Origin of the sequence: Lachnoclostridium sp. An138 (genome assembly GCF_002160765.1) — a bacterium.
Classification (GTDB): Bacteria; Bacillota; Clostridia; order Lachnospirales; family Lachnospiraceae; genus Laedolimicola; species Laedolimicola faecalis.
On record NZ_NFLF01000016.1, the window covers coordinates 1 to 24,153 of the forward strand.

At 50.9% G+C, this 24,153-nt stretch carries 25 protein-coding genes; 1 reads left to right on the forward strand and 24 read right to left on the reverse strand.

All coding sequences use genetic code 11. The annotated features are described in order from the left end of the window. Positions 1–373: 373 nt before the first annotated feature. The 19 genes from B5E82_RS12860 to B5E82_RS12950 all read right to left on the reverse strand — a co-directional run bounded on the left by B5E82_RS12860 (position 374) and on the right by B5E82_RS12950 (position 20,450). Positions 374–1,168, reverse strand: a complete 795-nt coding sequence (locus tag B5E82_RS12860; RefSeq protein WP_087307968.1) for a class I SAM-dependent methyltransferase — start codon at positions 1,166–1,168, stop codon at positions 374–376. 41 nt (positions 1,169–1,209) lie between these two features. Continuing rightward, complete coding sequence (locus tag B5E82_RS12865; protein WP_087307969.1) at positions 1,210–3,315, reverse strand: hypothetical protein; 2,106 nt, start codon at positions 3,313–3,315, stop codon at positions 1,210–1,212. Then, positions 3,312–3,830 (reverse strand): cytidine deaminase, encoded by a 519-nt coding sequence (locus tag B5E82_RS12870; RefSeq protein ID WP_087307970.1) that lies wholly within the window; start codon positions 3,828–3,830, stop codon positions 3,312–3,314. The genes B5E82_RS12865 and B5E82_RS12870 overlap by 4 nt, the downstream gene beginning before the upstream one ends. A gap of 27 nt (positions 3,831–3,857) precedes the next feature. Further along, positions 3,858–4,697, reverse strand: a complete 840-nt coding sequence (locus tag B5E82_RS12875) for a purine-nucleoside phosphorylase (protein WP_087307971.1) — start codon at positions 4,695–4,697, stop codon at positions 3,858–3,860. An 18-nt stretch (positions 4,698–4,715) separates the two neighbouring features. Next, on the reverse strand, positions 4,716–5,159 hold the full coding sequence (locus B5E82_RS12880; protein ID WP_087307972.1) for a GNAT family N-acetyltransferase: 444 nt from the start codon (positions 5,157–5,159) through the stop codon (positions 4,716–4,718). 13 nt (positions 5,160–5,172) lie between these two features. Further along, positions 5,173–5,973 carry an ABC transporter permease gene (locus B5E82_RS12885; protein WP_087307973.1) on the reverse strand — a complete coding sequence of 267 codons (801 nt, stop codon included), beginning with the start codon at positions 5,971–5,973 and terminating at the stop codon, positions 5,173–5,175. A gap of 29 nt (positions 5,974–6,002) precedes the next feature. Continuing rightward, complete coding sequence (locus B5E82_RS12890; protein WP_087307974.1) at positions 6,003–6,857, reverse strand: ABC transporter permease; 855 nt, start codon at positions 6,855–6,857, stop codon at positions 6,003–6,005. Next, on the reverse strand, positions 6,841–7,989 hold the full coding sequence (locus B5E82_RS12895) for an ABC transporter ATP-binding protein (RefSeq protein WP_087307975.1): 1,149 nt from the start codon (positions 7,987–7,989) through the stop codon (positions 6,841–6,843). Before B5E82_RS12895 ends, B5E82_RS12890 begins: the two co-directional genes overlap by 17 nt. A 17-nt stretch (positions 7,990–8,006) precedes the next feature. After that, the gene (locus B5E82_RS12900; protein WP_087166024.1) at positions 8,007–8,345 is read right to left on the reverse strand and encodes a P-II family nitrogen regulator; all 339 of its coding nucleotides are present in this window, start codon (positions 8,343–8,345) and stop codon (positions 8,007–8,009) included. 95 nt (positions 8,346–8,440) lie between these two features. Continuing rightward, a complete protein-coding gene (locus B5E82_RS12905) occupies positions 8,441–9,496 on the reverse strand; it encodes an ABC transporter substrate-binding protein (RefSeq protein WP_087308032.1) in 1,056 nt (351 codons plus the stop codon). A gap of 321 nt (positions 9,497–9,817) precedes the next feature. Beyond that, positions 9,818–10,183, reverse strand: coding sequence for an RNA polymerase sigma factor (locus tag B5E82_RS12910; protein ID WP_162610777.1), 366 nt, complete (start codon positions 10,181–10,183; stop codon positions 9,818–9,820). Between the two features lie 129 nt (positions 10,184–10,312). Then, entirely contained in the window at positions 10,313–11,803 is a 1,491-nt protein-coding gene (locus B5E82_RS12915) for an ATP-binding protein (protein WP_087307977.1), read from the reverse strand. 3 nt (positions 11,804–11,806) lie between these two features. Further along, positions 11,807–13,213: a VWA-like domain-containing protein gene (locus B5E82_RS12920; RefSeq protein ID WP_087307978.1), complete on the reverse strand. Its 1,407-nt coding sequence runs from the start codon at positions 13,211–13,213 to the stop codon at positions 11,807–11,809. A gap of 166 nt (positions 13,214–13,379) precedes the next feature. Next, complete coding sequence (gene asnS / locus B5E82_RS12925; RefSeq protein WP_087307979.1) at positions 13,380–14,771, reverse strand: asparagine--tRNA ligase; 1,392 nt, start codon at positions 14,769–14,771, stop codon at positions 13,380–13,382. 204 nt (positions 14,772–14,975) lie between these two features. Next, positions 14,976–15,323 carry a hypothetical protein gene (locus B5E82_RS12930; protein WP_087307980.1) on the reverse strand — a complete coding sequence of 116 codons (348 nt, stop codon included), beginning with the start codon at positions 15,321–15,323 and terminating at the stop codon, positions 14,976–14,978. Between the two features lie 101 nt (positions 15,324–15,424). After that, complete coding sequence (locus B5E82_RS12935) at positions 15,425–15,820, reverse strand: hypothetical protein (RefSeq protein ID WP_087307981.1); 396 nt, start codon at positions 15,818–15,820, stop codon at positions 15,425–15,427. 368 nt (positions 15,821–16,188) lie between these two features. Continuing rightward, the gene (locus tag B5E82_RS12940) at positions 16,189–18,108 is read right to left on the reverse strand and encodes an ABC transporter ATP-binding protein (RefSeq protein ID WP_087308033.1); all 1,920 of its coding nucleotides are present in this window, start codon (positions 18,106–18,108) and stop codon (positions 16,189–16,191) included. Continuing rightward, a complete protein-coding gene (locus tag B5E82_RS12945; RefSeq protein ID WP_087307982.1) occupies positions 18,098–19,930 on the reverse strand; it encodes an ABC transporter ATP-binding protein in 1,833 nt (610 codons plus the stop codon). The genes B5E82_RS12940 and B5E82_RS12945 overlap by 11 nt, the downstream gene beginning before the upstream one ends. 88 nt (positions 19,931–20,018) lie before the next feature. After that, the gene (locus B5E82_RS12950; RefSeq protein WP_162610778.1) at positions 20,019–20,450 is read right to left on the reverse strand and encodes a MarR family winged helix-turn-helix transcriptional regulator; all 432 of its coding nucleotides are present in this window, start codon (positions 20,448–20,450) and stop codon (positions 20,019–20,021) included. Positions 20,451–20,688: 238 nt separating this feature from the next. Here B5E82_RS12950 and B5E82_RS12955 point away from each other — a divergent pair, with 238 nt between their 5' ends. Beyond that, positions 20,689–21,006: a DUF1622 domain-containing protein gene (locus B5E82_RS12955; RefSeq protein ID WP_330398372.1), complete on the forward strand. Its 318-nt coding sequence runs from the start codon at positions 20,689–20,691 to the stop codon at positions 21,004–21,006. Positions 21,007–21,044: 38 nt separating this feature from the next. Here B5E82_RS12955 and B5E82_RS12960 read toward each other — a convergent pair whose 3' ends face one another. The 5 genes from B5E82_RS12960 to B5E82_RS12980 form a co-directional block, all read right to left on the reverse strand. Next, entirely contained in the window at positions 21,045–21,386 is a 342-nt protein-coding gene (locus B5E82_RS12960) for a helix-turn-helix domain-containing protein (RefSeq protein WP_087307984.1), read from the reverse strand. 103 nt (positions 21,387–21,489) lie between these two features. Beyond that, positions 21,490–21,900 carry a hypothetical protein gene (locus tag B5E82_RS12965; RefSeq protein WP_087307985.1) on the reverse strand — a complete coding sequence of 137 codons (411 nt, stop codon included), beginning with the start codon at positions 21,898–21,900 and terminating at the stop codon, positions 21,490–21,492. Positions 21,901–22,110: 210 nt separating this feature from the next. Further along, on the reverse strand, positions 22,111–22,728 hold the full coding sequence (locus B5E82_RS12970) for a hypothetical protein (RefSeq protein WP_087307986.1): 618 nt from the start codon (positions 22,726–22,728) through the stop codon (positions 22,111–22,113). Beyond that, the gene (locus B5E82_RS12975; RefSeq protein ID WP_087307987.1) at positions 22,709–23,233 is read right to left on the reverse strand and encodes a signal peptidase I; all 525 of its coding nucleotides are present in this window, start codon (positions 23,231–23,233) and stop codon (positions 22,709–22,711) included. Before B5E82_RS12975 ends, B5E82_RS12970 begins: the two co-directional genes overlap by 20 nt. Further along, the gene (locus tag B5E82_RS12980; RefSeq protein ID WP_087307988.1) at positions 23,208–23,996 is read right to left on the reverse strand and encodes a hypothetical protein; all 789 of its coding nucleotides are present in this window, start codon (positions 23,994–23,996) and stop codon (positions 23,208–23,210) included. Before B5E82_RS12980 ends, B5E82_RS12975 begins: the two co-directional genes overlap by 26 nt. Positions 23,997–24,153: the final 157 nt, after the last annotated feature.

A 24,153-nucleotide genomic window follows, 5' to 3' on the forward strand; every position in this document is an offset into this window, starting at 1 on the left:
GTGATCCAGACGGAGAAACCAGCCTGTTCCTGAGTTCTTCGCCGTCGATAAGGCACTCAGAGCATTGCTTTTGTGTGCTGTCAAGGGTGGCGTAAGCTGCCATCAAACATCATATCTGCGATTTTCAAGGTTCAATCTGAGCCTATTTCTTAGACTTCATTTTTTCATAACTCATTTGACACTACCTTTTTCTTTCCTCTGAGGCTCATGCCTGAGCCATATTCCAATATAGCTACCCTCATTATAATATATTTTCTGCGGAATACAACTCCCGATGCTCCTGATTGTCCCTGACGTTTTTTATAACAGCACTATGACGCTTTTTATGGCGCTTTTTTACGCCGTTTCCGGAAATATCCGTATCTTATCTTTCCTATTCGGTCTCTTTTTTTCTCAGTTCTGCCATTGCTCCATAATGCAGAACCGTAAATTCTTCCGGCGCAATCTCAGACAGAAGCTTTCTGTGCTCCCGTTCCCATAACTCAATTTCCTTATCCGTAAGGGATGCTCCGATTCCCCGGCAGGCTTTCATCCTTCCGTTCCAGCTTTCTCGGGTAAACGGAACTCTTATAGGATATTCCTCATGGTAAACCAGGTCAAAGCTCTCCAAATAGCAGTCCGGTATGGCTATCGGATGCATGGTCTCCCCTGCTCCGCTCCATTTGGGGCTGTATTTCAGTACCAGCTCTTCACTGGCTCCCGCAATTCTGTCCTCAAAAGGCAGCCAGGCCATATAAAGGACCAATATTCTTCCTCCCGGCTTCAGTATGCGCCTGAATACCGGCATAACCTTCTCATGCTGAAAATACCAGAAACACTGACAGGCTGTGATCACATCAAAGGAAGCTTCGGGAAAATCAAGCTCTTCCGCGGGAACCGTTCTATATTCAATCTCCATGCCTTCCGAAAGAAGCCTGGCCTGGGCAATCTGATTTTCCGAAAGGTCGGTTCCCGTCCACCGGGCGCCATAACGGTACATATTCCTCGGAAGCACACCCGTTCCGGTCCCCACATCCAGCACCCTCTGCCCGGCCGCGCACAGATTCCGCCCGGTAATCCGGTCATAAAATTCCTGCGGATAGATATCCCTGTATCTGGCGTAATCCAAAGAAGTCCTTCCCCAGTCAAAGGGCTTTCCTCCGTCAATGTTTATGTCGGAACGTTCCATTTTCCAGCCCTCCTTCCATAGCTTCTCATTTTCAAAAACCGCTATTTTCCTTTTCTCTCCGCGCGAAAAGCTTTCAGGTCATACCAGGCAAAAATCAGCGCCAGAACCTCAAAGGCAATCATCACCGGATATCCACCCGACAGGTACCAGTAGAGAATCGCATTCCATCCGGAAATCTCCGAATAAGAAATACCTCCCAGAAGCACCAGATAGCTGGCAAGAAGAGAGGTCACAACCAGCCAGCGTGCCAGACTGTCTTCATCCTTTTCCTTCTTTACCAGACAGCGTATCCGGCGGACGCTGAGAAGAAGCCAGGAGACAAAGCCCAGCGCAGCCAGAACCGGTCCCGTCCAGCGGTATACCTGAAGAATACCGTTCAGAATCCCACCCTTATAGTTGATGGATGCCAGAAAGCCATGCCGCTCCGGCACATCCCAGTACCAGTCCAGATTCAGCCGGGAGTTCTCCCGCTCCACCTGAGCCACGTCCTCTGACAGTTCATATTCATCCAGAAGTTCCCCGTTCCGATATGCGCGTAAATATACTGTCTGCGGTTTGTCCTCCACGGAAAGCTTCAGCGAGAACCGGCATTTTTCACTGCCGGACGCATCGATCCCCTGCTGGGCCAGATAGGAAGCCACATCCTCGCTCTCTGTAAACTCCGCCGTTCCGAGAACGGTTCCATCTGAGAGCTCTGCCTGCAGGGTCACGCCCTCCATGCCCTCATAGGACACATACCAGCCTGCCATTTCCACCAGATCTGACTCATACCAGACCGCCTTATCCCCGGTAATCCGCTCAAACAACGGAATTCCACCGTTTTCGTCCGGCTCACTGTAGAGGTAGACAAGAGTCTCCATCTCGTCATAGGTGGTCGTGTAGGCAATCGCTTTTCCCATCGCTCCGAACAGATCGCCCAGATATCCCTTTCGCCAGGGCGACATATAAGTGGAAGGCATCGTGGCCTGCCGCTCCAGAAGACCTGCGTCCAGAGCCGCCTCGATCTCATCCCGTATCTGAAGACAGACGGCATTGGCTGCAGCTCCGTCCGTGTAATATCCTGCTTCCTCCAGAGCTGTCCGGAAGATCCAGAACACCCAGCCGTCCCGTACCTCCCAGTTTTCCGCGTCACCTTCTTCTCCGGCCCAGTATTCCTTGCTGCTCTGGATATAGGGCTCCAGCTCCTTCAGGGTCGGACAGACCTCGCACATGCGGGCAATTTTCTCATTGGTCATGGTGACGCCCGGAATATCCTCTTCGGGCTTGACCGACATCATGCTCTTGTACATTTCGGCGAAACCGCCGGACTGCAGCTCGTTCGTGACTTCAATTCCGTAATGGTTCAGATTCTGGCGGGCAATCCATTTTCCCGCTCCCCAGAGACTTAAGAACGGTACCAGCACCAGCAGGACTTTCAGCATATAGGGTCTGGCTGTCCCCAGAGTCTTTTTCCCGGCCGTTCCTGCTGCAGAAACAGGCATCTCTGTCTTCCGCTCTCTTCTCCACATCCCAAACAGACTTCCCAGATACACCAGGACAAACACCACGAGAAAGGGAACAATCCAGATCGCGTCCTCCCGCGTGTAAAAGAAGCTGACAGTTCCGGCCGCAGCCGCGATCATCCAGGAAATATGTTTCTTCACAGGCTCCCGTCTCCGCAGATAGACCGCCAGGAAACCTGCGAAAATGAACAGTACCTGAATGTAGGAAATGCTGTTCCGGTACACCCTCTGAAAGGCCTGCAGGGAATAGGACACCGGATTCCAGAGCAGGGCCAGATAAAGCGCCAGCCGCGGCAGAGGCTTTTTCACCAGAGGCCGCAGCGCATAGACAAAGACCATGCAGCTTACCGTATACAAAAATGCCGTCACATTCAGATAAGACAGATGAAAGAAATTGATGACTGCCAGGTAGAGCGGGAAAAACATGCCTTTGGTCAGAGTCAGGCTGTTGTATTCCCCCAGCCACTGGCCGCTTCTTAAGGTATCCGCCAGATGCACCATGATCCAGTCGTCATGAATTCCCTTCGGCACTGCCATGATCGGAAGATTATATACCAGAAACTGCTTCACAAGACCGAAGCCCGCCATAATCAGAAGCAGAAATATTTCCTTTTTTACAGGCGAAAGCCTCTTCCACATATTCATGGAATTTCGTCCTCCTTTTCCACCGCCGTCTTTCCAAGATTCTCCGGGCCAAAGCTTAAAGGAAGAAGCTCCTTCAGCAGATACGTGCGCAGATCCTCTTCTCCGGTTCCCAGTATGATCCGGAAGCTTTCCGGATCACAGAATTCCCTCATGACCTGGCGGCAGACGCCGCAGGGGGCTGTCAGGGCCAGCGCTCCCCCTCTCCCGGTTTCTTTCTTTTCCGTGCTTTCTTTTTCACTTTCCTCTCTTCCGGTTCCGCCGGCTTGGATGCCCCCGGCCGGGCCTCCTGCGATGGCGATCGCCAGAAAGTCTCTTTTTCCCTCGCTGACCGCCTTGTAAATGGCCGTGCGCTCCGCGCAGATGCCCGGCGTATAAGCCGCGTTTTCCATATTGCAGCCTGTATAAACGCTGCCGTCCGCACAAAGCAAAGCTGCCCCTACCCGAAAATTCGAATAGGGGCTGTAAGAATATTCTCTTGCCTGTATCGCTGTCCGCATTAATGCCTTATCATCCATATTCACTGCCTCCGCCAAGAGCTCCTTTCAGGCTCTCCCATTGATAGCCAGAATTCCCGCCGTCACCAGTTTCTGGAACTGCTCCGCTGTCCGGTCCGCCGTCTCCTGGACCTCCTCATGGGAAAGCTTTTCTCCTGTAACGCCTGCCGCCATATTGGTAATGCAGGAAATCCCACAGACACGCATTCCCGCATGGTGAGCGGCGATTGCTTCACAAGCCGTACTCATGCCGGCCGCATCCGCTCCCAGCGTCCTTGCCATCCGTATCTCAGCCGGAGTCTCATACTGGGGGCCGGAAAACTGAATATACACGCCTTCCTGAAGGGGGATGCCGGCTTTTCCGGCAGTCTCTCTCAGAATGGCCCGGTACTCCGCGTCATAGGTATCCGTCATGTCACAGAACCGCGGGCCCAGGCTGTCCAGATTCGGGCCAATCAGCGGAGAAGGCACCATCTGGGCGATATGATCCCGGATCAGCATCAGGTCTCCCGGCCTGTAATCCGTATTGATACCGCCCGCCGCGTTGGTCAGGAACAGCGTCTCTGCTCCCATCAGACGCATCAGGCGGATGGGCAGCACCACATCACTCATGGCATATCCTTCATAATAATGAACCCGTCCCTGCATACAGACTACCGGCACCTCGCCCACATATCCGAACACAAAACGGCCTTTATGACCTTCCACTGTGGAGCGCGGGAAGCCTTCCATATCCCGGTAATCCAGAGTTCCTGCTATTCGGATATTGTCCGTATCCGCATATCCTCCAAGTCCGGAACCCAGCACCAGCGCTGTCTTCGGGACAAGGGGAATCTTTTCCCTGATGCTTTCATAACAGCCAGCCAGTTTCTCATATATGGGATTCATCGGTACCCCTCCTGTTCTTCATCGATCCAGCGCCATCTGATCATAGTCCAGAAATTCGAAGCCCAGCCGTCTGTAGAGACGGACAGCCTTCTCATTGCTTCCCGTTACCTCAAGACGGAAACGCCGGATTTCCGGTCTTTCCTTCATCACAGCCTCGAAAAAACGGCTTCCATATCCTTTGCCCCGGGCTTCCTCCTTCAGGTACAGCTCTTCAAACATCAGGCAGCGTCCGCCCACCTCACAGGCATAATAGACTGTCACATAGGCAAACCCGATGATTCTGCCGTCCTCTTTCAGTACATAGCCTTCCAGAACCGGGTCCCCGCTGACCGCGTCTTCGAAAGTCTTCTCCCGTTTCTCCTGCTCCACCGGATGGCTGACCGCATCACTCTGGTAAAAAGCGTCCACCATGGGAAGCACCTCGGAGCGCATCTCTTCCGTCATCTTCTCCACTGCAAACATAGAAGTCTCCTTCTTACATCTTTTTCTCCAGTTTACCCTGAATCAGCGTAGCCGTCAACAGGATCACGATGGTTCCGAGAATCATAAGAGTAGACAGCGCATTTACATCGGGGGAAACGCCTTTGCGCACCATGCCAAGAATCTTCAGAGGCAGCGTCTGGCTCTCCGGGCCTGCGGTGAAAAAGCTTACCACCACGTCGTCAAGAGACATGGTCAGAGCCAGCATCCCGCCGGAAATCACGCCCGGCGAAATCATCGGAAGCGTCACGCGGAAAAAGGTACGGAACTCATTGGCTCCCAGGTCTCTGGCTGCTTCTTCTATAGACTTATCGAAGCCTGCCAGTCTTGCCCGCACAGTAATCACCACAAAGGGCATGGAAAAGGTCACGTGCGCAATGATCAGCGTAACCATATTCATATTGACATTGATGGAAGAAAAGAAAATCAGCAGAGCAATCGCGAATACCAGCTCCGGGATCACGATCGGAATATACAGAGAGCTGCTGATCAGATTCTTCAGCTTAAATTCAAATTTATACATTCCCAGCGCGCAGAGCGTTCCGATCACAACAGACAGGATTGTACTCCAGAAAGCCACAATCACGGTATTGAAAAAGGACTGCATCAGCTGCCGGTTTTCAAACATCCGCCCATACCATTCAAAAGTAAAACCCTGAAAAGTAATATTCATCTCTGAAGTGTTGAACGAAAACGCAATCACCACAAAAATAGGCAGATATAAAAACAGATAGACCAAACAGGCATAAAATACGCTGCCCGGCTTAAATTCTCTGACTTTTCTACGTTTCTTCATCTTGGTATTCCTCTCTTTTGCTGCATGAGCTACGCCATGTCTTCCAGGGAACCGACTCTCGTGTACAGTCTCATCAGAACCAGCGTAATCACAATCAGCACAATGGAAAGCACCGCGCCCAGCGGCCAGTTCCGGGCTGAAAGGAACTGATTCTTGATCAGGTTTCCGATATACATGGTCTTTGCGCCGCCCATCATGTCTGAGATAAAGAAGAATCCCAGGGACGGGATGAAGGTCTGAATAGACCCCGCAAAGATGCCCGGCATCGTAAGGGGCAGAATCACGCGCGTAAAAGTGTGCGCTCTGGACGCGCCAAGGTCGCTGGCCGCCTCCAGAAGAGAATTGTCCAACTTTTCGATGGACGTGTGAAGAGGCAGCACCGTAAAGGGCAGCAGCGCATACACCATACCCAGCAGGACAGCGCCGTCTGTATACAGCATATTCAACGGCTCATCGATGATGCCGACCCACTGCAGGAAATGGTTGATAATGCCTTCTGTCCGAAGCAGTGTATTCCATCCGTAGGTACGAATCAGAGAGTTCGTCCAGAACGGAAGCATGAGAAGCAGCACCAGGGCCGGCTTCCATTTCTTGGGCGCGTTCGCTATGATATAGGCAAAGGGATAGCCCACAATCAGGCAGATCACTGTAGTCTCCAGTGAGAGCCACAGGGAATCCGCAAATACTTTCACATACTCTTTATTGAACAGAGCCGCGTAGTTGGAAAGCGTAAAGGTAAAATCCACGCCTCCATAGGCGTTTTTCGTCAAAAAGCTGATACCGATCACATAAATCAGCGGTATCATCAGAAAGAAGCCGAGCCAGAGCACGGTCGGCCCTACCGTCACCAGCGCGCCGATGCGCTTCTTAAAAGATTTGATCATTTGTCATTCCCTCTATCTCTACCGACTGCTCAATTACATTATAAATCTGCTCTTCCTTCGTCCGCATCACCACGGCTTTTCCGGGATTCCAGAACACATTGACCGCAGTTCCTACCGGAATCAGCTCATCCTCCGCCGGAGTCACGCTTTTGAGCATCTGGCCATTCGGCATCTCAATCATGGTCTTATTGGTGGAACCGATGAAAATATGCTCCTTCACCTGTCCCCGGAACCGGAAGCCTTCCTTTGCTTCCATAGAAATCTTCAGATTCTCCGGGCGGATACAGAGATATACCATTTCTTCCATCCGGTAGCCTGTCTCATGGATCACGGCCTTGCCGGATTCCATTGTGACCTCGATGGAATCATCCGTCATGTTTTCTATATATCCCTCGATGATGTTGGACTCGCCGATAAAGTCGGCCACAAACTTGGTCTCCGGATGATTGTAAACCTCCTCCGGCGTACCCACCTGCTCCAGGCGTCCCCTGTTCATAACCGCAATCCGGTCGCTCATGGTCAGGGCCTCCTCCTGATCATGGGTTACATAGATAAAGGTGATTCCAAGCCGGCGCTGCAGCGCCTTCAGCTCGCCCTGCATCTGCTTTCTGAGTTTCAGATCCAGAGCTCCCAGAGGCTCGTCCAGAAGGAGCACCTTGGGACGATTTACCAGGGCCCGCGCAATCGCCACTCTCTGCTTCTGTCCGCCAGACATCTGGGCAGGCATCCTTTTTTCCATGCCGTCCAGCTGCACCAGCTTGATCATCTCCTCCACCCTGCTGCGGATCTCATCTTTTTTTACTTTTTTCTCCACCAGTCCGAACGCGATATTGTCAAATACGTTCATATGGGGAAAGAGGGCATAATTCTGAAACACCGTGTTGACATTCCGCTCATTGGGCTTTTTGTCATCCACGTCTTCTCCCTCCAGAAAAATCTGGCCTGATGTGGGCACCTCAAATCCGGCAATCATACGGAGCGTCGTCGTCTTTCCGCATCCGGAGGGTCCCAGCATGGTCAGGAACTCTCCCTCCTCTACGTCCAGATTCAGCTTCTTTACGACGCGCTCATCATCAAAGCTCTTATCTACATCCGTAAGTCTGATGATTACGTTCCCCCGGGTATCACTCATCTGCTGTTCCTCCTGTATTACAGGGTCTTGTATCCACGCTCCCCTGTTCTGATTCTCACCACATCGTCAATTGTGGAAATAAATATCTTTCCGTCTCCTACGCTTCCCGTCGTCAGCTTCTGCTGAAGCTCCACCAGGATTTCCTCCAGATCCTCGTCCCACACGACCGTCATCACATGAATCTTCGGCAAAAGATTCATCTCCAGATTCAGCTCCTCAAAATCCTTGGCGTCAGCCTTCTGGCGTCCGCAGCCCATGGCCGCAGTCACCGTCATGCCGGAATATTCATTCTGCGCAAGAATCTTTTTGATGATATCCAGTTTATCCGGTCTCGTAATAATCTCTATTTTCTTCATAAGCCACCTCCGCTTAAATATGTTACTCAGCCATTGCTGTCCCGCCATACCGTGCGTATCGCAGCGATATGGCGGGAGCACAAAAAATACAGCTCTTAATTCGTCTTCATCTGTGTGAACACATCATCATAATAAGTAACAGCGTCGCCAACCTCTTCAATCAGATTTGCGCGGGCGATCTCGGACTGGTCTACGTTGCTTCCCGGATTGTCCAGGTAACGGGAATCCATGATCTCCAGGGCCGCGTCATTTGCGCAGACACCCGGGAATACGTCCAGAATCATTTTGTAAATATCCGGGCGGTGCACAAAGTCAATAAACTTCATGGCGTTCTCCACGTTCTGCGCTCCGGAAGTCAGCACGAAATTATCCATAGACATCTCGCAGGGCTCCTCTGTAAACACCACATCGATATCCGGGTTTTCGTTGATGGCCATGCCGGCGTCGATATTGTAAACCACGCCTACAGCCACCTCATTGGAAGCCAGCAGCGTCTTCGGGCTGTCGCTGTCGTAAGCCTTGATATTGGGAACAAGCTGTTTCAGCCAGGGAAGCGTTCCCTCGATGGTTGCCTGATCCGTCGTGTTGGAATCCTGACCCTGTGCCTTCAGGGCAATTCCCACGATCTCACGCACATCGTCTACTACTACCATATTATTTTCCAGGGCCGGGTTCAGAAGGTCATTAAAGGACTCGATGGTCACGCCCAGCTCCTGGCACATCTTTGTATTCACCGCAATTACGGTAATTCCACCCATGAACGGAATGGAATACTGGTTTTCGGGGTCAAAATCCATGCCCAGAGCTGCCTCGCTGATATTTCCCAGATTCTCAAGCTGGGTCTTGTCAAGCTCCTGAATCAGTCCCTGCTCCTGCATGGCCTTGATGACATAATTGCTGGCCACTACCATATCGTACTGATCTGTTCCGCCCGCGGTCAGCTTCGCAAGCATCTCCTCATTGGAAGAAAAAGTGGACTCTATAACCTCGATTCCCGTCTCCTCTTCAAAGGCGTCATAGACTTCCTGAGGAATATATTCCGTCCAGTTATACAGATACAGCTTCTCTCCGCTGTCAGAACTCCCGCAGCCAGCCAGCGCTGCCGTGCAGAGTGCAGTAACCAGTGCCAAAACAATACCTTTCTTTTTCATCCATTCATTCTCCTCTTCTCTGTGATAAAAGGCGGTCCTGCCTGTCAGAAGCCACGGATGTTTCAAAGCCTGTTCTGCGCCATGAAAGCCTCCTTTTTCCGGCGCCGAAAAAACTTTCAGACTTTCATATACACAAAAAATAGGACGGGAGAAAGCTTTACTGACTTTCCCGTCCTATGTGCTTCTACTAACCAATGACCTCCGCCCGCACGCGGGCGAAACCACCATATTAGGCGGAGTTCTTTTTCATCCCACAGCTTTCCTGTGTTCCTCCGCACTTTGGATTATATACAAAAATACGGAGTACGTCAATGGTTTTTTTCATCTTCCTGGATCATCTTTCTGAAATCTGCCCGTAAAGTACCGGCTGCCGTCCTCATCGTAATGCTCCTCCAGCAGTACTTCCCTCTCCTGTCCGTCCGGCAGTATGACCGTCGAAATCCAGGTCCGCCCGGTGGCCGCATAGGCAATCACATTGCTGAACATCAGCAAGAGTACCGCCACCCGGAGCAGCCACCTGCGGATATGCTCTTCACTCTGAAACGCAGGCGCTTTCAGAAACAGCTTCAAAAAGGTATTCTGCACCACATCCTCTGCATCCTGCACATTGCCGCAGAAGCTCAGCGCCGCCCTGTATACGGTATCCAGATAGTTCTCCACTATCCCGGCATATTCGCTCTGCTCCAACTGTCCACCTCCCATTCTGCTCTTTAAAAGGCCTTTCACTGTAAGAACGGAACAGAAAGGGAATATATCACAGGATTACAATTTTTTTGGTGACTCCACTCTGAAACTTGATCTTGAACATTCCCGGACTCAGCCCTGCAGTTTTTTCCGCAGCTCTTCCTCCCGGCTGTCTGCGCTCAGAAGCTTTTCCGCCTCAAACCAGAGCTTCGGCTCTTCCTTTTTCAGCACCTCCTGGCAGACCGAATGCTCTGTCAGTCCGGTGAGAAAGATAACCAGCTCCTGCCTCTTTCCAAAGATCCGGCGGATAAATCCGGCGGCATGTTCCATAGCGGAAGCCAGCTTCTGTCTCTGTATCTCTGTCTTCTCCGACTCTTCTCTGCTCTTTCCGGCCAGGCATCCGAAATCGCCTTTCAGCCGCATATCTTCCGTGCAGGCGCGGATCATCACAGAGAGCTTCTGCTCTCTTTCTTCCTCCTCCGGGGACAGAAGACCGTTCTCCTTCCGGACTGCCAGCCCCTTCTGCCGGCTGGCAAGACGCTCACAAATCAGCTTTTCCCATTCTGCCGCCTGCTCATCCGGACTTTCCGCCAGATTCAGACCCTCCACGAAAAACCGCAGGCTCTCGGAAAGCTTCTGCTGTTCTCCCAGCCGGGCTCCCAGATCCAGAATACTCTGAAGAAGAAGCCAGACGATACAGAGTCTCTCATCAAGAGCCAGAGACGGCAGAGCTGAAGCCGTCTCTCCCGGTTCCTCCCAGTCTCCCGCAAGAATCTTTTCCGGCTTCAGTTTTATTTTCCACCGCTCGTAAATCCGGTAATAAAAAGAAAATTCCAGGGCCGTGTCCTCGTCCTGCAGATACTGGCCGAACAGCGTTTCCTCTACTTCAAGCCCCAGCTCTTCCATAGTCAGAAGAATCTCCGAGAGATCCTCCCAGGCCCGCCCGGTCACAAAGCCTGAGCTTCCGGGCTCCATCACATAAAAGCGTTCCGGCCGCAGCTCCAGAAAAGAAAGCACTGCCGGATGAAGCCTGCGCTCTATGGCATATTCTTTCCAGACCTGCAGATCCGGCTCCACTTCCATACGGCGGACCCTGTCGAGGGTCACTGTGTCAAATTCCCGGACAGAGCGGTTATAGGCAGGAGGATTCCCGGCAGCCACAATCACCCATCCCTCCGGCAGGCGGTGCCCTCCGAAGGTCTTGTACTGAAGAAACTGCAGCATGGCAGGCATCAGCGTCTCAGATACACAGTTGATCTCATCCAGGAATAAAACTCCTTCCTGGCAGCCACTTTTTTCCATCTGCTCATAGACAGAAGCGATAATCTCACTCATGGTATAAGAAGTAACCGTATACTCTGTTCCATCGAATTTTCGCCGCTCCAGCACCGGAAGCCCCACAGCGCTCTGCCTTGTATGATGAGTCATCGTATAAGCCACAAGGCCGATAGCGCAGTCCCGGGCAATCTGTTCCATAATTGCCGTCTTTCCGATTCCCGGCGGGCCAATCAGCAGAACCGGCCTCTGCCTCTGTATGGGAATTCTCAAAGTCCCGGCCTCCGTCCTGGCTGTATAGGCTTTTACCGCTTTTTCAATTTCTTCCTTTGCTTCCTGTATATTCATGATCTATCTCTTTTCCTCCAGTACCAGGCGGTGTATCCAGCCCGGCATATCGATGGCGTCATAGTGTCCTTTCAGCATCACGAACCACACCTGATAATCCGGCTCCTGCTCCGGATACCGGCCGCAGCCATCCGTGAAATACAGAATTCCCCGAAGGGCTGAGAGCTCTCCTGTCCTCTTAAGCTCCGCAATACGCTCAAAGGCAGGACGGAAATCTGTGCCTCCGCCGCCCCGGATAGTCAGATTCTCCAGATAATTTTCAAACTCTTCCCGGCTGCGGATACAGTCGTCCTTCTGAATCTGATTGTCGCACTGAATAATATGAAGCCAGAAACGTCTGAAAAACAATCTTTCCTGTTCCAGGATTCCCCGGGTCTCTTCCAGAAAGACCTGTACCAGCTCCTTTTCACAGGAGCCCGAGGTGTCCAGAACAATCACCAGCGCGGAAATTCTTCTCTCCTCGCTGTATTCCAGAGGCTCTATCAGCGGCAGATTTCCATAAAGCTGAAGGCCATAGGCATACCAGGAATACTGAAATTCATCCTGATTGATGCGGGCGTCCTCCCGCCAGGAAGAAAGGCTCCTTAAAATGTCCCGGTAATCACCCCGTTCTCCTGCCGCAGGCACCAGGCGGCGCTCCCTGCTCTGTCTGGCCGCGCCTGCTTTTCTTCTGCCCTTCGGACTTCCCTGCTTCCGGAGTTTCTCCCCCTGGCCCTGCCACCAGGCTGCCTGCCGCTGGTCCAGGTGCCCCCAGCCTTCGTGGCTGTCCACAAAAAGCAGGGCTTGCGCCTTCTCCCTGCAGTCTTCAGACAAAGAGCCTTCTACCTCTCTCCCGTCTGCTTCTTCCAGAAGCCTTTCGGCCTTCCGCAGAAAGGGCAGCTTTTCTCCCCACAGCTCTTCCGCCAGCCGCCATGCCGCCAGATCACATCCCTGCTCCCATTCCTTCCGGTTCTGCACCTTCCAGGCCTGGAAAGGATGCCCCAGCAGGCAGTGGCCCAGCATGTGCAGAATCTCCAGACAGAGCCATTCGCAGCCGCCGGGTCTGCTCTTCTCTGTTACAGGCACCGGCTCTCCATCCTGCTCCAGAAAATTCCGCTCTCTTCCCCCGCACAGAAATTCCGCGCGCATACGCTCCGCGTCCAGATAAAATACTTTTCCATCTGTCCGGTACGGGCCTGAGCCTGTAAATGGAGTCTGCTCTGTCTGCAGGCTGGCGCTCCCATCCAGGGGCCGGGCAATATCTCTTCCATCTCCTGTCCGGCTTTCCACACGAAATTCCAGGGCGCCAAGAACAGGACCCAGACCATGCATCCGCTGGTAGAGCTTCAGCTTCGCCAGATCCAGGATTTCATATTCAGCTGTTTGTTCCGCCGGGAGTTCTCCCGGACTTCTCTCTGTTCTCTCATTCATACAATTTCCACCCGGCCCGGCTGTCCGCCTGTGCTCCCGCGGAACAGCCCCTCATCTGCGGCCCGGTTTTCTTCCGCATACTGCCTGCGAAAGACAGCCCCACAGAAAAGGCGCGCAAAAAATCTCCGCGATCTTTGCACGCCTCCTTTTCTTCTATTCTTCCTGTTTACAGATCACAGTTCTTGACCGTCCGCGGGAACGGAATCACATCGCGGATATTGGACATTCCGGTCAGATACATCACGCAGCGCTCAAAGCCCAGTCCGAAACCGGAATGGCGCGCCGAGCCATACTTGCGAAGATCCAGGTAGAAGCCATAATCCTCCTCATTAAGTCCCAGCTCCTTCATTCTTGCAGACAGCTTTTCCAGATTATCCTCTCTCTGGCTGCCGCCGATGATCTCGCCGATGCCGGGAACAAGGCAGTCCATGGCCGCCACGGTCCTGCCGTCGTCATTCTGCTTCATGTAGAATGCCTTGATCTCCTTCGGATAATCGGTAACGAATACAGGACGCTTGAATACCTGCTCGGTCAGATAGCGCTCATGCTCCGTCTGCAGATCACAGCCCCAGCTTACCTTATAATCAAAATTGTCATTGTTCTTTTCCAGAATCTCAATGGCCTCCGTGTAGGTCACATGGCCGAACTCGGAATTCAGCACGCCCTGCAGGCGCTCCAGCAGTCCCTTGTCTACGAACTGATTGAAGAAATTCATCTCATCCGGAGCCTTTTCCAGCACATAGCCGATGACATACTTCAGCATGGCCTCGGCCACTTCCATGTTATCCTCCAGATCCGCAAAAGCCATCTCCGGCTCAATCATCCAGAACTCAGCCGCATGGCGGGTAGTATTGGAATTCTCTGCCCGGAACGTGGGGCCAAAGGTGTAGATATTCCGGAAAGCCATGGCATAGGTCTCACCGTTCAGCTGTCCGCTTACCGTCAGATTCGTCTCTTTTCCAAAGAAATCCTGACTGTAATCAATCTCCCCGTCCTCTGTCAGCGGCGGGTTTTTCAGATCAAGAGTCGTCACCTGGAACATCTCGCCGGCGCCCTCGCAGTCGCTTCCCGTAATCAGCGGCGTATGCACATAGACAAAGCCTCTCTCCTGGAAAAACTGGTGAATGGCATAAGCAATCAGCGAACGTACCCGGAACACCGCCTGGAAGGTATTCGTTCTGGGACGAAGGTGGGAAATCGTTCTCAGATATTCAAAAGAATGACGCTTCTTCTGCAGGGGGTAATCCGGCGCGGAATCTCCCTCCACCGTTACCTCCGATGCCTGAATCTCAAAAGGCTGCTTCGCCTCCGGAGTCTCCACCAGCGTTCCTTTTACAATGACAGCCGCGCCCACATTGAGCTTGGAAATCTCCTTAAAATTCTCCATTGTATCATGATACACAATCTGGAGCGTCTGGAAGCAGCTTCCGTCACTTAAAACCAGAAAGCCGAAAGCTTTGGAACCGCGGTTGCTGCGCAGCCAGCCTGCCACGGTCACTTCCTGATCCGCATATTTCGCTGTATCCAGATACAGCTCTTTCACAGTAATACAATTCATAATCCTATCCCTGTCCTTTTATTTCAGTTTTCTCTTTTTGGCCCGCCGGAAACACCTCTTTCCCGGAGCGCCTTTTCCACGTATGTATCAGTATAACGCATTTTTTCTCTTCCTGCAACTGTCTTCCCCGACACAAAACAGATCCGGCAAAAGCCTCAAAAGCTTCTGCCGAATCTGTCTGAATTTCCCGTCATGTATCAATGGTTATCTTGCGTCCGTGGTTCCATTCGTGGTATTCGTGGTGCCGCCGTCATTTCCGGTCATATCATCCACCGCGTTTTCAGCTCCGTCCACAACGTCGTCCACGCCGTCCATAATGCCGTCGCCCACATCCTCTACCGCGTTTCCGGCGTCATCTGTCACGTCATTGACCATACTGTCATTGGTGTCATTGGTGTCATTCGTGGTGCCGTCTGTGGTATCCTCCGTGGTATTGTCCTGCGTAGTCGTATTATTATCCGTGGTCTTATCGTCGGAATTGCCGCAGCCGGCTGCGGACAGTACAAGCATCGCCAGCAGCATGCCTGCCGCAAGCTTTCTGAACTTTCTCATAACAGAACTCTCCTTTCTTGCTTTATCCACATTATGAGCAGTTCAGCCCCGTTTTATACACATGTTTTTTTAATTTTCAACAAATCAGATACAGGCAGCCCTCAGCTCTTCTTTCGAAATTCTGTGCGGCACTTGGGGCAGGTCACGATAATATTTCCCTTTCCCCTGGGCACGCGGATTTTCTGTCTGCAGGACGGACACCGGTAGATATGATAAACCTTTCTCTGCTCCAGATCCGCCTTCCATCTGGATGGTCCGGATCTCAGCCTACTTCTCCAGCTCAGAAATTTCTGATTTTCCGCGTATCGCCGGCTGTAATTTCTCGAAAACATCCGGTAATAGCAGTAAATCAGAATAGCAAGCACAACATAAGATAAAATACCGCTTCTGACAAACAGATTGACCACAATCAGTATCAGGCCGAGCGCCGTCAGAAAACGGCACAGCTCGTCAGCCCCGTATCTCCCCTGCATAAACCGCTGAAACTTATCTCTCATTTTTCCTCCTGCTGCCTTTCAAAATGATAGCGTCGGTGTACCAAGGGACAATACGGTCAAAAATGGCTGAATTTGCGCCCCTGCTGCGTTACTTTCACTCCGCGTACGCCATGTACACGTCGTTCAAGTGCCTTGCAGGGACACAAATCAGCTCATTTTTGACTCTGCGACCTCAGCCCTCGGAAATTCGCCTGTTTTCAAGGCAGACGATGGCGGCGTACTGAACGTACGCTAACTGAGGATAACGCAGAAAACAGGCGAATTTACAGGGCTGAGGCGTATTGCCCCTTGTACACCGACGCTAACCCTGGCATTGAATTGTTTTTAATCCCCAGGATGAGCACGGGATGCAGAAAACCACCGCAATGTTATGACAACTCAAAAGCTCCCGTGTAAAGCTGATAATATTTGCCCTTCTGCTCGATCAGTTCCTCATGCGTACCCCGCTCGATAATGCGTCCCTGCTCCAGTACCATAATAACATCCGAGTTCTGAACTGTCGAGAGTCTGTGCGCAATGACAAACACGGTTCTTCCCTCCATCAGGCTGTCCATACCTCTCTGCACAATGGCTTCGGTACGTGTATCGATGCTTGATGTAGCCTCATCGAGAATCAGCACCGGCGGGTCCGCAACAGCCGCGCGGGCAATGGTCAGAAGCTGTCTCTGGCCCTGTGACAGGTTGGCCCCGTCACCGGAAAGCATGGTGTCATAACCGTCAGGCAGATGCTTGATAAAGGTGTCGGCTCCGGAAAGCATGGCCGCTCCCTTCACCTCCGTATCGCTGGCTTCCAGATTTCCGTAACGGATATTGTCAGCTACCGTTCCTGTAAACAGGTGGCTGTCCTGAAGCACCATTCCCAGAGAACGGCGCAGGTCCGGCTTTTTGATCTTGTTGATATTGATGCCGTCATAGCGGATCTTTCCGTCCTGAATATCATAAAACCGGTTGATCAGGTTTGTGATCGTCGTCTTTCCGGCACCCGTCGCTCCTACGAAGGCCACCTTCTGGCCGGGCTTCGCATAAAGCCGGATGTCGTGCAGAACCATCTTATCTTCCGTGTATCCGAAATCCACGCCATCCATAACCACGTCGCCCTTCAGCTCCGTGTAAGTCAGGGTTCCGTCATGGTGCGGATGCTTCCATGCCCAGGTACCCGTTCTCTCCGGAACCTCCACAAGCTGGCCGTTCTCCCAGCGGGCATTAACCAGCGTTACATACCCGTTGTCCTCCTCAGAGGGCTCATCCATCAGAGCAAAGACACGCTCCGCGCCTGCAAGCGCCATGATAATGGAATTAAACTGCTGCGCAATCTGCGTTACCGGCTGGTTGAAGCTTCGCGTCAGCTGCAGGAAAGACGCCAGACCTCCAAGCGTCAGGCCACCCACATTTCCGATAGCCAGCAGAGCTCCCACAATCGTAGTCAGCACGTAATTGATATTTCCAATATTGGCCATTACCGGCATCAGAATATTGGCAAAGACGTTCGCGTTGCTCGCGCTGTCAAAAAGCTGGTCATTGAGCTTTTTAAATCTCTCCTTCGCCTCTTCCTCGTGGCAGAAGACCTTCACCACTTTCTGGCCATCCATCATTTCTTCGATGTAGGCGTTTACAATACCCAGATCTCTCTGCTGCGCCACAAAGTAGCGTCCTGACTGTCCGCCGATTCTTTTGGTTACCTGAGCCATGACGAACACCATCAGAACCACAAGGGCCGTCAGAATCGGACTGAGCATCAGCATGGAAACAAAGACGCTGACGATCGTAATCGAAGAAGACAGCAGCTGCGGTATACTCTGGCTGATCATCTGACGCAGGGTATCCGTATCGTTTGTGTAGATACTCATCAAATCTCCATGGGGATGGGTATCAAAAAACGGAATCGACAGAGTCTCCATATGCTCAAACACCTGATCCCTGATTTTTTTCAGACTTCCCTGCGCCACAACCACCATCAGACGGTTATAGAGGTAAGTGGAGCATACGCCCACCAGATAAATCAGAGCCATCGTGGACAGCGCCTTGAACAGCGGCGCAAAATTGGGCGCTTCCACTCCTATCATTGGTGTAATGTAATCATCAATCAATGTCTGGAGAAACAGACTTCCGCGCACATTCGCCAATACGCTGACCACGATCCCTATCACTACAAACACACAGTGAACCGGATATCCTTTCACAACTATTTTCAGGATTCTCTTCAGTGTCTGAACAGGATTCTTGGCCTTGGGACCGCCCTTGATTCCCCGTGGTCCGCGCATTGCAGGTCCTGACTGTTTACTGCTCATCTGCGTCTCCTCCTTTCCCTGATTTGTCCGCCGCTTCAGAACATTCCGATTCGCCATCCAGGCAGCCTTCGCTTTGCTGTTCCGGCAAATCCTCCTGATCCTCAGAGTGTTTCTGCTGGGATTCATATACCTCACGGTAAATAGCGTTGGTCTTCAGAAGCTCTTCATGCGTTCCGATTCCATCGATATGTCCGTCATTCAGCACAATAATCTTATCCGAATCCTGTACGGAGGATACTCTCTGGGCGATGATGATTTTCGTCGTATTTGGAATTTCTTCCCGGAACGCTTTCCGAATCATTGCGTCTGTATGCGTATCTACCGCGCTGGTAGAATCGTCCAGAATCAGAATTTTCGGCTTCTTCAGCAGAGCGCGGGCAATGCAGAGTCTCTGCTTCTGGCCGCCGGACACGTTGCTTCCGCCCTGCTCTATCCAGGTATCATATTTATTCGGAAAACGCTCGATGAACTCATCCGCGCAGGCCAGCTTGCAGACGCGCACAAGCTCTTCGTCTGAAGCATTCTTATCGCCCCAGCGCAGGTTCTCCTTGATGGTGCCGGAAAACAGCACATTCTTCTGCAGCACCATGGAAACCTCATTCCGCAGTGTCTCGATATCATAATCGCGCACGTCAACGCCTGCCACCTTCACACTTCCGGAGGTCACGTCATACAGTCGCGGAATCAGCTGCACCAATGTAGATTTTGCGCTTCCCGTACCGCCTATGATGCCCACAGTTTCACCGGATTTAATCTCCAGATTCGTATGGGACAGATGCAGATTGTCCGGATCGCCCTGATAACTGAAGCAGACATCCTCAAAAGTAATCTCCCCGTTCTCTACGCTCATTACCGGATCTTTTTTATCTGTCAGGCTGCTGGTCTCATTCAGCACCTCGCAGATACGTTCTCCGGAGGACTTTGCCATGGAAAGCATAACAGCCACCATTGCAATCATCATCAGGCTGATCAGAATGTTCATGGTATAGGTAAACAGACTCATCAGCTGTCCTGTCTTCATATCCCCTACAACGATAATCTGCGCGCCCAGCCAGGAAATCGCAATAATGCAGGCATATACCGTAAACTGCATGGTAGGCATCATGCTCACCATCAGCTTCTCCGCCCGGATCGCAAACCGGTACAGAGCCTCAGACGCTTTCTTGAATTTCTTTGTTTCATAGTCCTCACGCACATACGCCTTGACCACGCGGATGCCGGTCAGGTTCTCCTGCACGCTGGCATTCAGAGCGTCATACTGGTCAAACATGGCACGGAAATAAGGACCTACACGGCTCATCAGAAACGCTACCACAAAGCCCAGAAACACAAGGGCTACCAGGAATACCATGGACAGCTCTGAATTGATCATAAACGCCATAAACATGGCTGCAATCAGCGTAATCGGCGCTCTTGTGAACATACGCATCATCATCTGGAACGCCATCTGCACATTGGTCACGTCTGTGGTCAGCCTCGTTACCAGACCTGCTGTGGAAAAATGATCAATATTGGAAAAAGAAAACTCCTGGATATGATTGTACATGCCCTCCCGGACATTTTTCGCAAATCCTGCAGACGCGATTGCCGCCTGCCGGGCCGCCATCGCTCCGCAGAACAGAGACGCGAATGAGACCAGAAGCATAATAATCCCGACTTTGACTACGTAATTAATATTCCCCGCTCCAAGGCCGTTGTCAATGATTTCCGACATCAGAAGCGGTATAATCATTTCAAATATGACCTCAAATATAATAAAGACTGGGGCCGCAATCGCTGTCTTCTTGTATTCGCCTACATAGGCCTTCAATGTCTTCAGCATAAATTTCCTCCTCGTTTTATTCCTCTTTTTCCCCTGGTATCTGAAAAAAGACGCTCCCTTTCTCTGATACTTCAAGGCTTTCTTCTTTTCAGACTTCTGACAGACTGTTCAAAATGCGATCCAGAAGAACCATGAGCTGCTCCTGTTCCTCTTTGGACAGGCAGTCGTAAATCCTGTTTTCAAGATTCCACGCCTGTTCCCACATCTGTCCCAGTATCTGCTCTCCTTTTTCAGTCAGTTCGATCACCCTGTACCTTCTGTCGGCAGGATTTGTCCTGCGAATGATAAACCCTTTCTCCTCCAGGCGGTTCAGAAGACCGGTAACCGTAGGGTTCTTCAACTGAAACCAGTTCTCAATCTGCCGCTGATGTATCTCTTCCTCACCGCTGCATTTCAGGTAAATCATCACATCCAGCTGGGCTGCTGTCAGATTGTATTTCTGAAGATTTCTGTCCCCTAATTCCCGGAACTTGTTATTTAGCATTCGAAGCTGTCTGCCGATCGGGAATGGCTTCTGCATACTTTTCCCCTCCTTTTCTGTCAGAATGTCGGATGTATAGATTATAACCGGCAGGTAATGCTGTAAATAGATAGCTTGATATATAACCTGATACATAGTATCCTATATGCTAATACGACAGCGTGCGGTTGTCAATAAAAGAAATCTTAAAAAAATATAAACAGCCTTTGACGTATCTGTGGAAAGCCAGTATACTGGATTTATCACTTATGAGGAATGAAGGGGGATACAGACAGATATGCTGGACATGCTTCATATTATTCTGGAAAACATTGTAGACGGAGCCATACTTCTTTTTGAGTTTATCGGGGTGGGAATCATCATCTTCTCCGGCATCCGGGGGTTTTTCCTGTATATCCGCCGTTCGCCGGACACAAAGCTGACTCTGGCCAAAGGCCTGGCCATGGGCCTGGAGTTCAAGCTGGGAAGCGAGATCCTGCGTACCGTAGTTGTCCGCGACTGGAAGGAAATCGGAATCGTAGCCGGAATCATCGCCCTGCGGGCGGCGCTGACGTTTCTGATTCACTGGGAGATCAAAGAGGAGGAGAAGCAGTAGGCTTCTCCTCCCTCTTTGATCTCTTCTGTTTTGCTACCCTAATCTGACAGATACAGCTGCAGCAATTTTACCGCTTTTTTTCTTTTGTCTTCTTCGCAGTTTTGGAGAAAGAACAGGATTCCTCCAGCCTCATCAGGATATTCTCTGTCCTCCTGTTTTCCAAAAATAATATAGTCAGTGGCAACACCCAGACAGCCCGCGATCTCTACCAGCGTGTCCAGCGACATTCCGCAGTATCCTCTCTCAATATCGGCATAATATTTTTCCGCTTTCCCAATCCGTTCCGCAATCTCTGAACGCGCAAGCCCGAGCTCTTCCCGCCGCATTCGCATCCGTTTTCCAGCCCCACATCTGTCATATATCTGTCTGTCCTGATCCATGACAACCTCACGTCACTCTCTTTTTCATAAATAAGAATATACGCAACGAACACCGCAGAGCCCTTAAAAACATGCTCTGCGGCATTTCCTTTTGCTGTTTTTCTCAGGAAATAGAAGAGTCCTCTGTCTCCGCTTTCTCCGGCCCGGACACTACAACAGATTCTTCCGTGGCGCTATCCGTTTCTTTATCCAGATTCTCTTCCGGTGTTTCAACAGTGACATTCTCTCCACTATCAGCTTCAGGCTCCTGAACTGGTTCCTCTGTCACTCCATTCTCCGGAATACTCTCTGAATCCTCCGGCGTTCCGTTCTCCGGATCACTCAAGGAATCCTCTGACATTCCATTCTCCGGCTCCTGCTCCAAATTTTCATTCATTCCATTCTCCGGATTTTCTTCCATTTCTCCATCCGGTTGACTTATTTCTCCCTCTTCTTCCGGCTCAGTTCCCGGCATAATCGGTATCTCTTCTTCCGGCAGAACCTCTTCTGATGATTCTTCAGGCAGCTTCTCCAAGGATTCATCTCCTAAAATATTCTCTGTCCCTTCTGTTGACTCGTCTGACTTTTGAGTAATTGTCAGGCTGACATTCGCTATTGGTACTTCTTTACTATATTTACCCAGTACCTCACCTGAGGTGAACAGAAAGAGTATACAAAAAAGCATACCTGTAATTATTCCACAGTATTTTCTATTCCATCTTTTCACAGCTAGTTTCCCTCCCTGCTAGTCTATCTGTTCTGCATGAACAGAAATTTGGATATCCTCGATTTCAATGGAACTATCCGTATTCTCCGGTTCTGTGGCTGAATCATTGGAAAGTTTTGCTGGATCTAACATGATTGTCAGAGTATGAGTCCGTGCTGATCCGTTTGCTTCTGTGCTGTCAAATTTCCAGTCAGCGCTTTCAAAACGACATTCATTACTTTCCCCAGTCTCTGTTCCACTTGCAACATCATCTACCTTCACTGTCAGAGCCTTTTTAACATTTTCATCTAAATTGTCGGGAAATTTCACAATAATGTCATACTTCCAGGACACTTCACTGGGTTTTCCTGTCGCTTCATCAGTATTGGACACAGTAAACTGCCATTCTGCTGGGTTTGCCTTTGTCTGTTCATCGGATAAATTTATCATGACTTCGTTTTGTTCTGAGACTAATTCTCCATCCACAACAAATGCAGCCACTCTTGCCTGACTGCTTCCTGCCGCAGAGGTAGAAAAACTGGAATAGGTTTTCCCCGCTGCAAATATTCCTCCCAGCGCCAGAAGCAGCCCCAGTGCCGCAAATCCTGTTTTCTTCAGTCTTTTTTTATATCCTTCCTTATTTCTTTGTCCCATCATCTCTTTCTTCCTTTCTCGCCTTCCACTGGCCCGGGGCGAAAATCAAAAGCACCGCCGCACACAGCACAATTCCCATTCCCATGGGGGTTCTGAAAAAAAGTACTGTATCGCCAGCTCCGGGGAGCACTGCCCTGACCTTTCCAAGTATCTGCTCTGTCTCTATTGGTTCATCCTCGACATTATTTGCATCCCCTTTTGTTACAGCTTTTCCATCTTCCATCCTGAGCAGTCTGTGTGTAATAAGATTTCCTGCGTCATCCTCGTACACGACCACATCTCCAGAAGTATAGGATGATTGCTCTCTGATAAGAACCAGCGCGCCCACCGGTATTTCAGGCTCCATGCTGCCTGACATTACTACCGCCTGGCTCCATCCCAAAAATTCCGGCAGTGGATCTCCTGACAGTTTCCCGTACAGAAAAGAGCCTGATCCGGCAAAAAACAGCAGCGCAAGAAGCACAATCAGTCCACGCAGCCAGCTACCTGCTCTCAGTTTTTCTTTCATTTTTGCTCTTTCTCATGTAACAGATTCCAGTCACAGCAATGCCGCACACAGCGCATGCCAGAAATACCATATAGAACACCGGGCTCTGTACATCTCCTGTTCTCGGGCTGTTCTCTATCCGATCTGGAGAAGCAGAAGAACCTCCACTTCCACTCCCGTTTCCGCCGCTTCCTCCCTGCCCATTTTCTGTCTTCTGCTCCGCATATACACTGAGATTTATCGTGCAGTCTACATAGCTACGGGCATCAATCCCGATAGCCGTGTCATCCGCATCACTCCGCGTTTCCCATTTCCATTCCAGAATATAAGTATGCTTTGCGTCCTGAGCCAGTTCCCGAACAGCCGTCACATTCTCTCTGAGGTCTGCCCATTCTGTCTCGCTTCCTATCAGATACTGGCCGTCTTTCTCATGGAGCCGTATATATAAAGGTATTTCTCTCTGATTTGTTCCTTTGGTTTCTATTTTATATTCCATGGGAAATCCGGCAGAATTGCAGACTGTGAACTGATAGCTTCCCGAGCTTCCCGGAGCAATCAGCTTCTGCCCTCCAAAATCGCTGTTTGAAAAGAGATTCAGAGCCATCTCTTTTTCCCAGCGTTTCTGCCCGTTATCTTCTATTACGATAAGCCCTTCCTCTGTACCGCCGGCCGATGCCTGAACAGAAAGAGGTTCCGTTACCGCAGCCAAACAGCAGAATGTCAGAACAGCAAGTGCTGTCAGACGATGTAAAAGCGAAAATTTCGCTTTTCTTCTATGATTCATCACTTCAGTCCCTCCTTTTGAGTTTCATGTCTTTCAGACCTCATCACAATAGGGCTTTTCAGCCGTGCTCTGATAAAACCTGAAAAGATGGTATTTTATTACATATGTCTTCCATTCAGCTATGTTTGCAGAAGGCTTTGCCGCCACTCGCAAAGCC

Bases quoted from the DNA above. Each gene is read 5' to 3' on its own strand.
- B5E82_RS12860 (WP_087307968.1), bottom strand. From the start codon at position 1,168: ATGGAACGTTCCGACATAAACATTGACGGAGGAAAGCCCTTTGACTGG.
- B5E82_RS12865 (WP_087307969.1), bottom strand. From the start codon at position 3,315: ATGAATATGTGGAAGAGGCTTTCGCCTGTAAAAAAGGAAATATTTCTG.
- B5E82_RS12870 (WP_087307970.1), bottom strand. From the start codon at position 3,830: ATGGATGATAAGGCATTAATGCGGACAGCGATACAGGCAAGAGAATAT.
- B5E82_RS12875 (WP_087307971.1), bottom strand. From the start codon at position 4,697: ATGAATCCCATATATGAGAAACTGGCTGGCTGTTATGAAAGCATCAGG.
- B5E82_RS12880 (WP_087307972.1), bottom strand. From the start codon at position 5,159: ATGTTTGCAGTGGAGAAGATGACGGAAGAGATGCGCTCCGAGGTGCTT.
- B5E82_RS12885 (WP_087307973.1), bottom strand. From the start codon at position 5,973: ATGAAGAAACGTAGAAAAGTCAGAGAATTTAAGCCGGGCAGCGTATTT.
- B5E82_RS12890 (WP_087307974.1), bottom strand. From the start codon at position 6,857: ATGATCAAATCTTTTAAGAAGCGCATCGGCGCGCTGGTGACGGTAGGG.
- B5E82_RS12895 (WP_087307975.1), bottom strand. From the start codon at position 7,989: ATGAGTGATACCCGGGGGAACGTAATCATCAGACTTACGGATGTAGAT.
- B5E82_RS12900 (WP_087166024.1), bottom strand. From the start codon at position 8,345: ATGAAGAAAATAGAGATTATTACGAGACCGGATAAACTGGATATCATC.
- B5E82_RS12905 (WP_087308032.1), bottom strand. From the start codon at position 9,496: ATGAAAAAGAAAGGTATTGTTTTGGCACTGGTTACTGCACTCTGCACG.
- B5E82_RS12915 (WP_087307977.1), bottom strand. From the start codon at position 11,803: ATGAATATACAGGAAGCAAAGGAAGAAATTGAAAAAGCGGTAAAAGCC.
- B5E82_RS12920 (WP_087307978.1), bottom strand. From the start codon at position 13,213: ATGAATGAGAGAACAGAGAGAAGTCCGGGAGAACTCCCGGCGGAACAA.
- asnS (WP_087307979.1), bottom strand. From the start codon at position 14,771: ATGAATTGTATTACTGTGAAAGAGCTGTATCTGGATACAGCGAAATAT.
- B5E82_RS12930 (WP_087307980.1), bottom strand. From the start codon at position 15,323: ATGAGAAAGTTCAGAAAGCTTGCGGCAGGCATGCTGCTGGCGATGCTT.
- B5E82_RS12935 (WP_087307981.1), bottom strand. From the start codon at position 15,820: ATGAGAGATAAGTTTCAGCGGTTTATGCAGGGGAGATACGGGGCTGAC.
- B5E82_RS12940 (WP_087308033.1), bottom strand. From the start codon at position 18,108: ATGAGCAGTAAACAGTCAGGACCTGCAATGCGCGGACCACGGGGAATC.
- B5E82_RS12945 (WP_087307982.1), bottom strand. From the start codon at position 19,930: ATGCTGAAGACATTGAAGGCCTATGTAGGCGAATACAAGAAGACAGCG.
- B5E82_RS12950 (WP_162610778.1), bottom strand. From the start codon at position 20,450: ATGCAGAAGCCATTCCCGATCGGCAGACAGCTTCGAATGCTAAATAAC.
- B5E82_RS12955 (WP_330398372.1), top strand. From the start codon at position 20,689: ATGCTGGACATGCTTCATATTATTCTGGAAAACATTGTAGACGGAGCC.
- B5E82_RS12960 (WP_087307984.1), bottom strand. From the start codon at position 21,386: ATGGATCAGGACAGACAGATATATGACAGATGTGGGGCTGGAAAACGG.
- B5E82_RS12970 (WP_087307986.1), bottom strand. From the start codon at position 22,728: ATGATGGGACAAAGAAATAAGGAAGGATATAAAAAAAGACTGAAGAAA.
- B5E82_RS12975 (WP_087307987.1), bottom strand. From the start codon at position 23,233: ATGAAAGAAAAACTGAGAGCAGGTAGCTGGCTGCGTGGACTGATTGTG.
- B5E82_RS12980 (WP_087307988.1), bottom strand. From the start codon at position 23,996: ATGAATCATAGAAGAAAAGCGAAATTTTCGCTTTTACATCGTCTGACA.